13 protein-coding genes are annotated in these 12,207 nt (G+C 55.5%); 5 read left to right on the top strand and 8 right to left on the bottom strand.

The window, feature by feature from the left end:
* Positions 1-156 precede the first annotated feature (156 nt).
* Positions 157-960 carry a serine O-acetyltransferase gene (cysE, locus tag M0D42_RS07230; protein WP_265020918.1) on the top strand — a complete coding sequence of 268 codons (804 nt, stop codon included), beginning with the start codon at positions 157-159 and terminating at the stop codon, positions 958-960.
* Between the two features lie 68 nt (positions 961-1,028).
* Here the strand turns inward: cysE and M0D42_RS07225 are convergent, their stop codons facing one another.
* The 6 genes from M0D42_RS07225 to M0D42_RS07200 all read right to left on the bottom strand — a co-directional run bounded on the left by M0D42_RS07225 (position 1,029) and on the right by M0D42_RS07200 (position 5,767).
* The gene (locus M0D42_RS07225) at positions 1,029-2,327 is read right to left on the bottom strand and encodes a pyruvate dehydrogenase complex dihydrolipoamide acetyltransferase (RefSeq protein WP_265020917.1); all 1,299 of its coding nucleotides are present in this window, start codon (positions 2,325-2,327) and stop codon (positions 1,029-1,031) included.
* A gap of 1 nt (position 2,328) precedes the next feature.
* Positions 2,329-2,589 carry a hypothetical protein gene (locus M0D42_RS07220; RefSeq protein WP_265020916.1) on the bottom strand — a complete coding sequence of 87 codons (261 nt, stop codon included), beginning with the start codon at positions 2,587-2,589 and terminating at the stop codon, positions 2,329-2,331.
* Positions 2,590-2,593: 4 nt separating this feature from the next.
* Positions 2,594-3,964 (bottom strand): pyruvate dehydrogenase complex E1 component subunit beta, encoded by a 1,371-nt coding sequence (locus tag M0D42_RS07215; protein ID WP_265020915.1) that lies wholly within the window; start codon positions 3,962-3,964, stop codon positions 2,594-2,596.
* 3 nt (positions 3,965-3,967) lie between these two features.
* Positions 3,968-4,348: a VOC family protein gene (locus tag M0D42_RS07210; protein ID WP_265020914.1), complete on the bottom strand. Its 381-nt coding sequence runs from the start codon at positions 4,346-4,348 to the stop codon at positions 3,968-3,970.
* Positions 4,349-4,360: 12 nt separating this feature from the next.
* Positions 4,361-5,350: a pyruvate dehydrogenase (acetyl-transferring) E1 component subunit alpha gene (gene pdhA, locus M0D42_RS07205; RefSeq protein WP_265020913.1), complete on the bottom strand. Its 990-nt coding sequence runs from the start codon at positions 5,348-5,350 to the stop codon at positions 4,361-4,363.
* Between the two features lie 114 nt (positions 5,351-5,464).
* The gene (locus tag M0D42_RS07200; RefSeq protein ID WP_265020912.1) at positions 5,465-5,767 is read right to left on the bottom strand and encodes an FtsB family cell division protein; all 303 of its coding nucleotides are present in this window, start codon (positions 5,765-5,767) and stop codon (positions 5,465-5,467) included.
* Positions 5,768-5,960: 193 nt separating this feature from the next.
* Here M0D42_RS07200 and M0D42_RS07195 point away from each other — a divergent pair, with 193 nt between their 5' ends.
* Positions 5,961-7,586, top strand: a complete 1,626-nt coding sequence (locus M0D42_RS07195; protein ID WP_265020911.1) for an acyl-CoA dehydrogenase family protein — start codon at positions 5,961-5,963, stop codon at positions 7,584-7,586.
* An 85-nt stretch (positions 7,587-7,671) separates the two neighbouring features.
* On the opposite strand, the gene M0D42_RS07190 is transcribed toward M0D42_RS07195, so the two are convergent.
* The gene (locus M0D42_RS07190; protein ID WP_265020910.1) at positions 7,672-8,565 is read right to left on the bottom strand and encodes a fructose bisphosphate aldolase; all 894 of its coding nucleotides are present in this window, start codon (positions 8,563-8,565) and stop codon (positions 7,672-7,674) included.
* A 215-nt stretch (positions 8,566-8,780) separates the two neighbouring features.
* A complete protein-coding gene (locus M0D42_RS07185) occupies positions 8,781-9,962 on the bottom strand; it encodes a phosphoglycerate kinase (RefSeq protein ID WP_265020909.1) in 1,182 nt (393 codons plus the stop codon).
* A gap of 126 nt (positions 9,963-10,088) precedes the next feature.
* On the opposite strand from M0D42_RS07185, the gene M0D42_RS07180 reads away from it, so the two are divergent.
* The 3 genes from M0D42_RS07180 to M0D42_RS07170 all read left to right on the top strand — a co-directional run bounded on the left by M0D42_RS07180 (position 10,089) and on the right by M0D42_RS07170 (position 12,189).
* Positions 10,089-10,598: a peptidylprolyl isomerase gene (locus M0D42_RS07180; RefSeq protein ID WP_265020908.1), complete on the top strand. Its 510-nt coding sequence runs from the start codon at positions 10,089-10,091 to the stop codon at positions 10,596-10,598.
* Positions 10,588-11,136, top strand: a complete 549-nt coding sequence (locus tag M0D42_RS07175) for a peptidylprolyl isomerase (RefSeq protein ID WP_265020907.1) — start codon at positions 10,588-10,590, stop codon at positions 11,134-11,136. The genes M0D42_RS07180 and M0D42_RS07175 overlap by 11 nt, the downstream gene beginning before the upstream one ends.
* Positions 11,137-11,220: 84 nt before the next feature.
* Positions 11,221-12,189, top strand: coding sequence for a DUF3179 domain-containing protein (locus tag M0D42_RS07170; protein WP_265020906.1), 969 nt, complete (start codon positions 11,221-11,223; stop codon positions 12,187-12,189).
* Positions 12,190-12,207: the final 18 nt, after the last annotated feature.

The following is a 12,207-nucleotide window of genomic DNA, read 5'->3' as shown; positions in this document are numbered from 1 at the left end:
GGTCCGAACGTTCCAATCAGACCTTAAATTTGGAATTCCATCCCTGATTTCAGCGCTTACTCTTGCATTCGCGCAACTGATCGGGTCCATAACAACCTTGAATTTGCTCTGATTTTCCTAAGTAGGTATAATGCTGGGCAACGAAGGAAGGGTCCAATGGCTGAACGCAACCTACATATTCAAGAGCTCGACCCAGTCTGGCAGCGCATCCTGCGCGAAGGTCAGGAGGCGTTGAAGGATGAGCCGCTATTGGGCGGCCTTGTGCATTCTTCTATCCTGCACCACAGCTCGATCGAGCAGGCGCTGGCTTATCGCGTCTCACTGAAGCTGGCATCCGCCGAGATGTCAGAGCAGCTGTTGCGTGAGATCTGCGATGAGGCCTATCGCTCTGATCCAAATATCTCGATGCAGGCGCGGGCGGACCTGACGGCTGTTTACGAACGTGACCCAGCCTGCCATCGCCTGATTCAGCCGATGCTCTTCTTTAAAGGCTTCCAAGCCATTCAAGCCTATCGCGTGGCGCATTGGCTCTGGAGGGAAGGGCGCAAAGACATGGCCTATTTCTTCCAGATGCGCTGCTCGGAAGTCTTTGGCATCGATATTCACCCGAATGCCCGCATTGGACAGGGCATTATGATCGACCATGCGCACTCCATCGTGATCGGTGAAACTGCCGTGGTGGGCGACAATGTCTCCATGCTCCACTCCGTGACCCTTGGCGGAACCGGCAAGGAAGAAGAGGATCGTCACCCAAAGATTGGCGATGGCGTGCTAATCGGGGCCGGGGCCAAAGTGCTGGGCAATATCAAAGTTGGCAATTGTTCGCGTGTTGCGGCGGGGTCTGTGGTTCTCGAAGAAGTGCCTGCCTGCAAAACCGTGGCAGGTGTGCCAGCGCGTATCGTGGGTGACGCAGGGTGCTCGCAGCCATCCGTCAGCATGGATCAAACGCATATCGAGTGATACTGCACTTATATCAAAAAGAAAAAGCCGCTCGTTTGAGCGGCTTTTTCTTTGTTTGCCGGTAAAGATTAGGCCAGCATCGCCATTGGATTTTCCAGATTGCTGACAATCGCCTTCAAAAGATCAGCGCCAACGGCACCATCGATCACGCGGTGATCCACCGACATGGTCACGCTCATCACTGTGGCAACCGATAGATTGCCTTCTGCGTCCACCACTGGCTTTTTCACTCCGGCGCCCACGGCTAGAATGCCTGCATGTGGTGGGTTCACAATGGCGTCGAAGTTATCGATGCCAAACATGCCGAGGTTGGAAATCGCAAAGCTGCCGCCTTGGTATTCATGCGGCGCGAGCTTGCGATCGCGCGCGCGTGTCGCAAGGTCTTTCATCTCCGTTGAGAGCGCTGAGAGGGACTTCATCTCTGCATCCTGCAAGACAGGAGTGAAGAGACCGCCTTCGATGGCCACCGCAACGGCGACATCGCTGGCTTTCATCTGCAAAACGCGATCACCGGCCCAAACCGCGTTGGCGGCAGGCACGGATTGCAGGGCGAGCGCGACGGCCTTGATGATGAAGTCATTCACGGACAGTTTCATACCGCGATCCGCCAGTTGTGCGTTGATTTCGCTGCGGAACTTCAGCAAGGCATCCAGCTTGATGTCCCGGCGCAGGTAGAAATGCGGCACGGTCTGCTTGGCCTCGGTCAGGCGTGCTGCAATGGTTTTGCGCATGCCATCCAGGCTGACTTCTTCGAACTCGCGGCCTTCGTAGGCGCGGGCGACTTGTTCGGCGGATGGGCTAGACGCCATCGGTGCCGCGGCAGGCGCGCTTGCAGCAGCCGCGGGTGCTGCGGCCGGTGCCGTGCCGGGCTGTGCATTCAGGACGTCTGCTTTGACGATGCGACCTTTCGGGCCAGACCCTTTGAGCGTGTTCAGATCAATGCCATTGTCTGCCGCAATGCGGCGGGCCAATGGGGACGCAAAAACCCGCGATCCATCTGATGCTGCTGGCGCAGCAGGCGCCGCCGCGGCGACGGGTGCCGCTGCTACCACAGGCGTTTCGGGTGCTGCCGGTGCGGGTGCTTCAGCAGCCGGGGAAGGTGCGGTCACAGCACCAGCATCCTCGCCATCTTCCAAAAGCATCGCGATGGGGGTGTTTACTTTCACGCCCTCGCTGCCTTCGGCCACAAGGATCGGCCCCATGGTGCCTTCGTCTACGGCTTCGAATTCCATCGTCGCCTTGTCGGTTTCAATCTCAGCGATGATATCGCCAGAGTTCACTTCATCGCCTTCCTTGACCAGCCATTTGGCCAAGGTGCCTTCTTCCATCGTCGGCGACAGGGCCGGCATCAGGATTTCAATGGGCATGTCAGCGCTCCTCAATCAGCGTGATTTGGTCGAAAGGCGCCTTGGGGCGCCCCGTGCCGCGGGCCAGAATGGCAATGGCGGCTTCTATCTTTGTTTGGTTCTCAGCAATCCAGGTGTAGGCGGACTGATGGGTTGGGCGGGCACCAATGAAACGATGCCCTGCGCCCAGACGTTCCGGAACCAGTGCAGAGACGGTGCGGCCATCCACGTCAATTTTGACGTGGTAGCATTCGGTTTCTCTGTCGCGGCCCAGAATATCCATCAGCTTACCTGTAGGTCACCTGCTTGACGGCTGCGATTACTTCGTCGGTTGTTACCAGAGCAAGTTTCTCAAGATTGGCCGCATAAGGCATCGGCACATCCTTGCCCGCGCAGTTGATCACAGGGGCGTCGAGGTAATCGAAGGCCTTTTCCATGATCGTTGCAGACAGGTGATTGCCAATCGATCCTACCGGGAAGCCTTCCTCAACTGTGACGCAGCGGTTGGTCTTCATGACCGACGCCAGCACCGTGTCATAATCAATCGGACGCAGACTGCGCAGGTCGATGACTTCCGCTGAGATACCTTCTTCAGCCAACTTGTCAGCCGCTTCCAAAGCATATTGCATGCCAATACCAAAGCTCACAATGGTCACGTCAGTGCCTTCGCGCCAGACGCGGGCCTTGCCGATGGGAACAGTGAAATCATCCATGACAGGCACTTCAAAGGACCGACCATAGAGGATTTCATTTTCCAGGAAGATCACCGGGTTTGGATCGCGGATTGCGGACTTCAGCAGACCTTTGGCGTCGCTTGCCGAGTAGGGCATGACCACCTTGAGACCCGGAATTTGCGCATACCATGCGGCGTAGTCCTGAGAGTGCTGCGCGCCCACACGCGCCGCAGCGCCGTTTGGGCCGCGGAAGACAATCGGGCAGCCCATCTGGCCACCGGACATATAAAGCGTCTTGGCGGCGGAGTTGATGATCTGGTCAATCGCCTGCATGGCGAAGTTGAAGGTCATAAACTCGACAATTGGCTTCAACCCACCAAAGGCCGCACCAACAGCGATCCCGGCAAAACCATGTTCGGTGATTGGGGTATCGATGACGCGCTTGCTGCCGAATTCATCGAGCATACCCTGCGAGATCTGATAAGCCCCCTGATATTCAGCGACTTCTTCGCCCATCAGGTAGACTTCTTCGTCAGACCGCATCTCTTCGGCCATCGCATCCCGCAATGCTTCGCGCACGGTCTGCTGTTTTACCTCTGTGCCCACGGGCCAGTCTGGCTCCAGGTTCATGACTGGCACCGGCTCTGCTGCTGCAGGCTGCGCTGCTACAGGCGCTTCGGTGGCTGCCGCCGCAGGTGTGCCATTTGCTTCAGATGGGGCAGGAGCCGCACCGGCTTCCTCTCCATCTTCAAGCAGCGTCGCGATGGCTGTGTTCACGGCAACATTCTCGGTGCCTTCCGCCACCAGAATATGCCCGATCACACCTTCGTCGACCGCTTCAAATTCCATGGTTGCCTTGTCGGTCTCGATCTCTGCGATGATGTCGCCAGAGCTGACCTCATCACCTTCTTTGACCAACCATTTTGCCAGCGTGCCTTCTTCCATTGTCGGCGAGAGGGCCGGCATCAAAATATTTACTGCCATTTTTTAAGATCCTTCTGCCGAGGTGATCATGCCAACGATATTGCCTTGGCCATCTTCCACATAGGCGCAGCGGCCCACGCCGGGAAAATCAGTGGGTGGGAGTGCCTCTGCACCGCCATTGGATAACGCCCAGAGATAGATGATGTCGCAATCAGGGACATCAAAGGTCATTGTGCCGCCACGGATAGCTGAACCAGCTGGGTGTGCTTCATCGGGGCGTTTCATCATGCCGATGGTCAGATCACCGCCGAGTCCCGGTCCTGAGGCGAGATTATACTCCATCTCTTCTCCACCGGGCATGGGGTTGAACTCCCAGCCAAAAAGCCCCGAATAAAAGGCTTTTCCGGCATCGACATCTTTCACGTAGATTTCAAAATGTGCCATGATGTCAGACCTTTACGCCACGATGTCCGTATAGAGCTCGGACTCCGCTGGTAGTGGGCTGGTCTTGGCGAATTCAGCACTTTCATTCACGATTTTTTTGATCTCTTTATCGATCGCTTTAAGATCATCTTCAGAGGCGTGTTTACCGGTTAGAAGCATCTCGCGGACACGCTCAATCGGATCGCGTTCTTCGCGGACACGCTGCACTTCTTCGCGGGTGCGGTATTTTGCAGGGTCCGACATGGAGTGACCACGGTAGCGGTAGGTTTTCACCTCCAGGATATAGGGCCCTTTGCCCGCGCGGCAGTGCATCACAGCCTTTTCGCCGGCTTCTTTCACCGCCAGAACATCCATGCCATCCACAACTTCGCCGGGGATGCCAAAGGCCTCACCGCGGGTGAAGATGTCTGGGGTTGAGGTCGAGCGCTGTTGCGATGTCCCCATGGCGTATTGGTTGTTTTCAATGACAAAAATCACCGGCAGGTCCCAGATCGCGGCCATATTGAAGGTCTCGTAAACCTGACCCTGGTTCGCGGCGCCATCCCCGAAATAGGTGAAGGTCACGCGGTTATTGCCTTTGTATTTGTCAGAAAAGGCGAGGCCTGCGCCGATGGGCACCTGTGCGCCAACGATGCCATGACCTCCGTAGAAATGCTTCTCTTTTGAGAACATATGCATGGAGCCGCCCTTACCTTTGGAATAGCCGCCTTCGCGGCCCGTCAGCTCGGCCATCACCCCGTTGGGATCCATGCCACAGGCCAGCATATGGCCGTGGTCACGATAAGATGTCAGGCGCTTATCGCCTTCCTCCGCTGCGGCTTCCAAGCCCACAACAACAGCTTCCTGTCCAATATAAAGGTGGCAGAAGCCCCCGATGAGACCCATGCCATAGAGCTGGCCCGCTTTCTCCTCGAAGCGGCGTATCAATAGCATTTCCCGGTAATATTCTTTCAGCGTATCGCCGCTGACGTTCGGCTTCTTCGTCGCTTTTTTCGCAGCCATAGGGTGCGTATCCTCCCGCAGAATATAGTTTAGCCTTAAACTATCGGCAAAACCATGAAACCACGGGATGGGCCGGTGTACCAGCCCTAAAATAATGTTGCGTGAAGGTCTTGGTTAACGAATGACCATTTCGTCGGCGCGAAGCATTCCGAGCACAGAACGAGCCTGCTGATCGACGAGATCAAGGTCAAGGTAATCGTCAGACAGGCGCTTGGTCAGGTTTTCCATACGCGCCACTTCGACCTGCATCATCTCAAGCTCTTGTTCCAAAAGCTGAGTTTGCGCCGAAATCTCCGCCCGGCGGAACAAGCCATAATCCCCCTGCACAGCGGCAAAGGTAAAATAGACTGCTAAACTGAATGCCACTCCAAAAAATAGAGCAGCCCCAATAGCCGGGCGGGATTTGGATACTGCCATGGTTTATGCCACGTCTGCCTCAGTAAAGTGGGGCCTTTGCGACCCTCTGACACCCTTATGCCATAGGTGATTCGCCATGTGAATCCCTAAAATGCAGGACGATTCGATTTTTTTCGATTAGAGTCAGTTTGTTAGCATTTCTTTAATCGAAATAGCAGGAACCGACTCTGCTGCGGGGGCAAAGGAGGGACTGATGGCAGATTTACCGCCACGCCACGATCTGGGTACCCACCGGGTAACCAATCAGCCTGAAATACTGGCTGAACCTGATCTCTTGGTGAGTGATCCGTATTTGCAAACTCACGCGAAGGCGCGGGGTGTGGATGCCGGGCATCTGGAAGCAACAAGTAAGATTTATTCGCAGCCAGCGATGCGGCAGGCCGCGATCGAAGCGCGCCGTGATCCACCGCGCTTGGTTAGCCATGATCTTCATGGCCGTGGCTTGGATGAGGTGCATTACAACGCGAGTTACCATGGCATTCTGCGCGCCAGCTTGAAGGCAGGCTATTCAAACGTTGCGTGGTCAGCGAAGTTTGGTGGGCATGCCTGCCATGCGGCGCATGTCTATCTGCTAAGCCAAGTCGAACCGGGCTGTTGCTGCCCCTTGACAATGACCTATGCCGCCATGCCGGTTTTTCGAAGCGCGCCTGATATTGGAGAAGTCTGGCTCCCCAAGCTCCTCAGCGCAGACTACGATCCAACGCTGCAATCCGTGGATCAAAAACGCGGGGTCATGCTCGGCATGGCGATGACGGAGAAACAGGGTGGCAGTGATGTGCGGACCAATGCCACGATGGCCACGCAAGACGGGGATGTTTATCGGTTGCGGGGGCATAAGTGGTTCTGTTCTGCCCCCATGTCTGATGGGTTTCTGACACTGGCCCAGACCAAGAAAGGGCTCACTTGTTTTCTTGCCCCACGGTGGCTGGAGGGCGGTCGGAATAGCGTTCATATTCAACGCCTTAAGTCCAAGCTGGGCAATCACGCCAATGCCAGTGCAGAGATTGAATACGATGATGCATTGGCTTACCGGATTGGTGAAGATGGCGATGGAGTGCGCACCATTATCCAAATGGTGCACCATACGCGGCTTGATACCGCGATGGCACCCGCTGGCTTGATGCGTGCGGCATTGCACGAGGCGCTGCATTGGGCGCGGTATCGCCATGCGTTTGGTGCCGCCTTGGTGGATCAGCCTTTGATGAAAAGTGTTTTGGCTGACCTTGCTTTGGACGTGGAGGCGGCAGTCGCGCTAGGGTTCATGGTTGCGCAGGCCTTTGACGGGCAATCCGATGAGGACAGAGCCTTTAGCCGAGTGGCAGTCGCTTTGGCCAAATTCATCAACAACAAACGCGCGCCGACTGTCATCGCAGAATGCATGGAGGTGCTCGGGGGCATGGGCTACGTCGAAGACACACCTTTGCCGATGCTTTATCGAGAGGCGCCACTGAATGGCATCTGGGAAGGGGCGGGGAATGTCATTTGCCTCGACATTCTGAGAACCTTGTCAAAGGACAGCATGGCCAAAGAGGCGCTCATGCAGCGATTGAAATCTGCGACAGGCAGAAACGCGCATTATGACACGGCCTTGGCGGTTCATCATACGCGGTGGCCGCTTGCGCCAGAGGAAGGCGAGGCGAGGTGGTTCTGCGAAAGCCTGGCGCTTTTACTGTCTGCGGTTGCCTTGCTAGAGGCAGCACCAGAGTTCATCGCGGACGGGTTTATCGCGTCGCGGTTAAGTGAGCATCGCGGGTCACTGCCGGGGGCGCTGAACTTGTATCAATCCGGCGCAGTGTTAGAGCGAGCGCTGGGGCATTAGGCCCTTGAACATCAGAGTTTGATAGGCGCAAATGAAAACCCCGCCGAGGTGATCGACGGGGATTTGAATGTTTCGGGTGAGTTGTTTAGCCCGCGACGGAAGCGTCGTAGATCTCACTGATTGTCGCCTCGATGGTGCCATTGAAGGCAGCGTCGTCCTGCTGCGCAGACAGACCTTCGGTCAGAGCGCGGGAGAATGAAGCAATGATACCCGCGTTCTGTGCCAGCATGTCGTTGGCTTGCTGACGGGAGTAACCACCAGAGAGAGCGACAACACGCAGCACACGTGGGTGATCGACCAGTGGCTGATAGAGGTTTGCCGCGTTTGGCAGGGTCAGCTTCAGCATGACGTTTTGATCTTCAGACAGCGCATCAAGTTGCGCGAGAATTTCGTCGCGCAGCATTTCTTCTGCTTCGGATTTGTCTGCGATAGAGATGGTCACTTCTGGCTCAACAATCGGCATCAGACCCTTGGCGATGATCTGCTTTGCGACATCGAACTGTTGGCCAACCACGGCTTTGATGCCGTCTGCGTTGGCCGCGTTAATCACGGAGCGCATCTTGGTGCCGAAAATGCCTTTGGAATTCGCTTTGTCCAGAAGCGCGTCCAGTTCCGGCATCGCGTTCATCACCTGCGCGCCGTTTTCTTCTGCTGCCAGGCCTTTGTCGACCTTCAGAAAGGGCACCACACCGCGATCTTCCCACATGAATGTCGCGGACGGTTTGCCGGCAATGTCGCTATCCATGGTTTTTTCAAACAGGATCGCGCCAACCACCTTGTCGCCAGTGAAGGCAGGGGCCTGAGCGATACGTGAGCGCATCTCGTGGATCAGGCCGAACATTTCGTCATCATTGTTATATGCGGTTTCTTCAACACCGTAGAGGCGCAGCGCCTTTGGGGTGGAGCCACCGGATTGATCAAGAGCGGCAATGAAGCCTTTACCTGCGCGAATGAGTTCAGCTTGAGATGTTTTGGACATTATATTCCGCCTTGAAATGAAGGTTTGTTCCGACAGTCAGAGACCTTGACCCGCTTCTAAGCGACGAAAGGGTCAAATTGCAACGCCGGTATCGCTAACAAATTCCCGTTTCGAGGCTGATTCCTCAAAGTTTAAAATTGATTTAGTTTCTGAAATAAAAAGAGCGGGTTAAGACCCGCTCTGATTTTCGATATTTGCCTATATTTAAGGCTGACTTATTCTTCTTCGAGTGCCGCAACGCCGGGAAGTGTTTTACCTTCCATCCATTCCAGGAACGCGCCGCCTGCGGTGGAGATATATGTGAAATCATCCGCAGCGTTCGCACCATTGAGGGCTGCAACCGTGTCACCACCACCGGCAACAGAGATCAGCTTACCCTCTTTGGAAAGCTCCGCCGCTTTGGCAGCGGCTGCGTTGGTCGCTGCATTGAAAGGTTCAATTTCAAAGGCGCCCAATGGGCCGTTCCAAATCAGAGTTTTCGCTTGATCCAAAATGGATGAGATGCGCTCAACAGATGTTGGGCCAGCGTCCAGGATCATCGCGTCCTCTGGGCAGGCATTGGTGGCGACAACTTCGTTTTCAGCACCTGCTTTGAATTCGCGTGCCACAACCAAGTCGGCAGGCAGAACGATGTCACAGCCAGCGGATTTGGCTTTCTCCATGATCTCGCGCGCGGTGTCAGCCAGATCATGTTCACAAAGCGATTTACCAACTGGCAGGCCTTGGGCTGCGAGGAATGTGTTCGCCATACCTCCGCCGATCACCAGATGATCGACTTTTTCAACAAGGTTGCCCAGTAACTCCAGTTTCGTAGAAACCTTTGCGCCACCGACAACCGCAACCACCGGGCGTTCTGGCTTAGACAGGGCACTTTCCAGAGCTGAGAGCTCGGCCTGCATCAGGCGACCCGCGCAGGCTGGCATCAAACGCGCCACACCTTCAGTGGACGCATGCGCACGGTGCGCGGCAGAGAATGCGTCGTTGCAGTAGATATCACCCAAAGTGGACAGGAAGCCCGCCATCTGCGGATCGTTTGCTTCTTCCATTGGGCTGAAGCGGGTGTTTTCGATTAGCACCACGGCGTCAGATGGCAGCGCATAGATCTCGTCATGACTTGGGCGTTCGATGAAAGTCACCTCAGTGCCGAAGGCCTCAGAGAGGGCAGGGACCAGCTGGCCCAAAGACATTTCAGGAACAGGCTTGCCCTTTGGCCGGCCAAAGTGCGCCAGCAAGATCGGAGAGCCACCTTTCGCAAGGATGTCTTTGATGGTTGGCACGATACGTTCGATCCGAGTGGCGTCGGTCACCTTGCCATCTTCCATTGGCACGTTGATGTCTACACGTGTCAGAACGCGTTTGCCGTTCAGGTCCATATCATCCAGTGTTTTCCAAGCCATTTTCGGCCTCCTTAAGCAGGTCTTCGCCTTGCTGCATAACGTATGCGCGTGACAGGTCAATGGCAGCCTTGGCATTCTGGCAATTGATGACTACTTTGCCTCCAAATTCGACAATAGGAGCGCCAGATGGCCGACATTAAAGATCCCGAAAACACCATCCTGATGGAGCTGAAAGACGGCACCGTTGTGATCGAACTGCTGCCAGAGGTGGCGCCGGGCCACTCTGAGCGTATGAAAGAGCTGGCGCGTTCCGGTCAGTACGACAATGTTTGCTTCCACCGCGTGATCGATGGCTTCATGGCGCAGACTGGCGACGTGGCCAACGGCAACATGGAAAAAGATTTCAACATCCGCGCAGCCGGAACCGGTGGGTCTGACCTTCCTAACCTGAAAGCGGAATTCTCCAGCCTGCCACATGACCGCGGCACTCTGGGTGCGGCGCGTTCCCAGATGCCAGACTCTGCGAACTCTCAGTTCTTCATCAACTTCAACGACAACCACTTCCTGAACGGTCAATACACCGTTTATGGCCGTGTGATCGAAGGTATGGAGCACGTGGATGCCATCGTTCGCGGTGAGCCACCTGCGAGCCCTGACCGTATGGTTTCTGTCAAGGTTGCAGCAGATGTTGCGTAAGCTTGCAGTGATTGCAGCGCTGGTCTCCGGACCAGCGTTTGCATCGGGCATCGACATCACTGTCGAGGGTGAAGCCAATGGCGTGATCAAGATCGACCTGCTGGAGGACGTTGCGCCTCAGCATGTTGAACGGATCACCACTTTGGCCGAACAGGGCAAATACGACAACGTGGTCTTTCACCGTGTGATCGATGGCTTCATGGCACAAACGGGCGATGTGGAGCATGGCATTCTTGGCAGCGACATGCGTCGCGCGGGGACTGGCGGCTCGAGCTTCCCGGATCTGCCAGCAGAGTTTTCCGATGTGCCATATGAGCGTGGCGTTGTGGGCATGGCGCGCAGCCAGAACCCGAACTCCGCGAACTCTCAGTTCTTCATTATGTTTGAGCCGGGTTACTTCCTGAACGGTCAATACACTGTTGTGGGCAAAGTCACCGAAGGTCTGGACGTTCTGGATGCGATCAAACGCGGCCATCCTCGCTCCGGTGCTGTCACCGGCAAACCAGACGTGATGACCTCGGTAGTCGTGACAGAGTAATTCTTAGTCACAACCTCGTGTGGGGGGCTATCTTTGTGCCCCACACTTGCGCACTGTTTTATTTAGTAAAACGGGAGCGCGCGCATGAAATTTCGAACACTAGTTGCTGCGGCTGGTTTGACTTTGGTCATGAGTGCCGCCTCTGCCGATCCAAACTTCTGGAAAAACGAATGGCCTGAAACGGATTTCACCAACACAAGTGTTGAGTGGATCGAGGTCATGTCAGACGGTCCTCCGAAAGATGGCATTCCCGCGCTGAGCGATCCAACTTTCTTAAACGTAGCCGACGAAAGTCGTATTGATCCTTTAGAACCGGTGATCACGGTTGAATTGGAAGGAGAGATCCCGCGGGCTTATCCGATCCGCTATCTGACCTGGCATGAGATCGTTAATGACGTTGTCGGTGATGTACCTGTCGCCGTGACCTTCTGCCCGCTTTGTAATTCAGGCATCACTTTTGATCGTCGGACACCTGTTGGAACTCTGACTTTTGGAGTGTCCGGCAAGCTGCGCAATTCCGACATGATTATGTACGATCGGGAAACCCAAAGCTGGTGGCAACAGGCGATTGGGCAGGGGATTGTCGGAGAGTTAAATGGTGTCGAGCTCACCACATTGCCGACATGGATGGAAAGCTGGGAGCAGTTCTCAACCCGCAATCCAGACGGGCTTGTGATGGATGAACCGGGATTTAACCGCAGCTATGGTGCGAACCCATATCGTGGATATGATACATCGCGCCGCCCATTTCTATATAACGGCGAAATGCCCCCACACGGGATTGGCCCTCTGGAAAGAGTGGTGCGCGTCGGAGACCGCGCCTGGCCGTTGAGCCGCCTCAGAGATGAGCCGGTGATCAATGAAGCGGGTATCGAAGTAACTTGGATTGCTGGACAGGCCTCTGCGCTGGATACCGGTCGTATCGGAAGAGGGCGCGATGTTGGCTCTATTCGGGTAAAAGATGCGAGCGGAAATGACCTGCCGCATGATGTGATGTTTGCCTTTGCCTATCACGCCTTTTGGCCGGATGGGGAGTGGATGCTGGGCGGTTGAAGTTTTCCCTAACAATCC

The organism is Cognatishimia activa (assembly GCF_026016445.1).
In the GTDB taxonomy this organism is placed as follows: Bacteria; Pseudomonadota; Alphaproteobacteria; order Rhodobacterales; family Rhodobacteraceae; genus Cognatishimia; species Cognatishimia activa_B.
Note: the sequence above shows the minus strand (reverse complement) of the source record. Positions and strands in the feature narration are given on the sequence as shown.

Bases quoted from the DNA above. Each gene is read 5' to 3' on its own strand.
- cysE (WP_265020918.1), top strand. From the start codon at position 157: ATGGCTGAACGCAACCTACATATTCAAGAGCTCGACCCAGTCTGGCAG.
- M0D42_RS07225 (WP_265020917.1), bottom strand. From the start codon at position 2,327: ATGCCCATTGAAATCCTGATGCCGGCCCTGTCGCCGACGATGGAAGAA.
- M0D42_RS07220 (WP_265020916.1), bottom strand. From the start codon at position 2,589: ATGGATATTCTGGGCCGCGACAGAGAAACCGAATGCTACCACGTCAAA.
- M0D42_RS07215 (WP_265020915.1), bottom strand. From the start codon at position 3,964: ATGGCAGTAAATATTTTGATGCCGGCCCTCTCGCCGACAATGGAAGAA.
- M0D42_RS07210 (WP_265020914.1), bottom strand. From the start codon at position 4,348: ATGGCACATTTTGAAATCTACGTGAAAGATGTCGATGCCGGAAAAGCC.
- pdhA (WP_265020913.1), bottom strand. From the start codon at position 5,350: ATGGCTGCGAAAAAAGCGACGAAGAAGCCGAACGTCAGCGGCGATACG.
- M0D42_RS07200 (WP_265020912.1), bottom strand. From the start codon at position 5,767: ATGGCAGTATCCAAATCCCGCCCGGCTATTGGGGCTGCTCTATTTTTT.
- M0D42_RS07195 (WP_265020911.1), top strand. From the start codon at position 5,961: ATGGCAGATTTACCGCCACGCCACGATCTGGGTACCCACCGGGTAACC.
- M0D42_RS07190 (WP_265020910.1), bottom strand. From the start codon at position 8,565: ATGTCCAAAACATCTCAAGCTGAACTCATTCGCGCAGGTAAAGGCTTC.
- M0D42_RS07185 (WP_265020909.1), bottom strand. From the start codon at position 9,962: ATGGCTTGGAAAACACTGGATGATATGGACCTGAACGGCAAACGCGTT.
- M0D42_RS07180 (WP_265020908.1), top strand. From the start codon at position 10,089: ATGGCCGACATTAAAGATCCCGAAAACACCATCCTGATGGAGCTGAAA.
- M0D42_RS07175 (WP_265020907.1), top strand. From the start codon at position 10,588: ATGTTGCGTAAGCTTGCAGTGATTGCAGCGCTGGTCTCCGGACCAGCG.
- M0D42_RS07170 (WP_265020906.1), top strand. From the start codon at position 11,221: ATGAAATTTCGAACACTAGTTGCTGCGGCTGGTTTGACTTTGGTCATG.